The sequence below is a fragment of the Microvirga sp. P4_G7 genome (genome assembly GCF_056401005.1).
On sequence record NZ_JBFUKD010000811.1, the window covers coordinates 1 to 1459 of the forward strand.

General features: G+C 63.2%; 1 protein-coding gene. It reads right to left on the reverse strand.

The window, feature by feature from the left end; all coding sequences use genetic code 11:
- A partial coding sequence (locus AC1DT3_RS20915) for a class II 3-deoxy-7-phosphoheptulonate synthase (RefSeq protein WP_477467119.1) occupies nucleotides 1-1249 on the reverse strand: 1249 nt, incomplete at its 3' end.
- Nucleotides 1250-1459 lie beyond the last annotated feature (210 nt).

Consider the following 1459-nt stretch of genomic DNA (forward strand, 5'->3'; position numbering starts at 1 on the left):
GGTCCGCGTCGGTCAGCGCACGCGCGCCGCCGGTGCATTCCGTGACGTTTTTGCCGGTCATCTCCAGGTGAATGCCGCCCGCATGGGTGCCTTCAGCCTGGTGAACAGCGAAGAAGTCGCGGACCTCGCCCATGATCCGCTCGAACGGCCGCGTCTTGTAGCCAGATGCCGCCTTGATCGTGTTGCCGTGCATCGGATCGCAGGACCACACCACTGTGCGCCCTTCGCGCTTCACGGCGCGGACGAGCGCCGGCAGATGTTCTGCCACCTGGTCCGAACCGAACCGGGCGATGAGCGTCAGGCGACCGGGTTCGTCGTCCGGGTTGAGCTGGTCGATGAGTTTGAGCAGGCCGTCCGGCGTCAGCGACGGGCCGCACTTGAGGCCGATCGGGTTCTTGATGCCGCGCATGTATTCCACATGCGCGTGATCGCTTTGGCGCGTGCGGTCGCCGATCCACACCATGTGACCCGAGGTGGCGTACCAATCGCCCGTGGTGGAATCCACGCGCGTGAGCGCCTGCTCATAGCCGAGCAACAAGGCCTCGTGGCTGGTGTAGAAATCCGTCGTCCGCATTTCCGGATGCGTTTCCGGATCGATGCCGATCGCCCGCATGAAGTCGAGGCTCTCGGTGATGCGTTCGGCGAGCGCGTTGTAGCGCGACGATTGCGGCGAATCCTTCACGAAGCCCAGCATCCAGCGATGCGCGTTCTCGAGATTGGCGTAACCGCCGGTCGCGAAGGCGCGGATGAGGTTCAGCGTCGCCGCCGATTGGCGGTAGGCTGAAATCTGTCGGTTCGGATCGGGAATGCGCGATTCCGGCGTGAAACCGATGTCATTGACGATATCGCCCCGATAGCTGGGCAATTCGACGCCGTCGACGGTCTCCGTATCGGCGGAGCGCGGCTTGGCGAACTGGCCGGCCGAACGGCCGATCTTCACCACCGGCGAAGCGCCGCCGAAAGTCAGGACCACGGCCATCTGCAGGAACAGGCGGAAGAAATCACGAATGTTGTCGGCGGAATGCTCGGCGAAGCTCTCGGCGCAATCCCCGCCCTGAAGCAGGAAAGCCTCGCCCTTGGCAACCTTGGCCAATTGGCGTTTCAGCTTGCGCGCCTCGCCTGCAAAAACGAGCGGCGGGAAGCCCGCGAGCTGTTGCTCCACGTTCTTCAGCCCCTCGAGGTCCGGATAGGCCGGTACCTGCTGGATCTTCTTCGACCTCCAGCTATCGGGCGTCCACCGTTCAGTCATGACACTAACTCCCGTGTCCTTTCAAAAAATCCTCTTCGTTCACCGCAACAAACGGCACGAACGGGCACCTATACACGACAGATTGGAAAAGGCGAGTGTGGAGGATGGACGCGTCTCCACGCCGCCGGATCGCGTGGCCCCCCTTTGACCAACCGCGATCCTGACTGTGAAATCGATCAGGCAGCTGCGGCCTTCGCAGGCGTCCGGAGG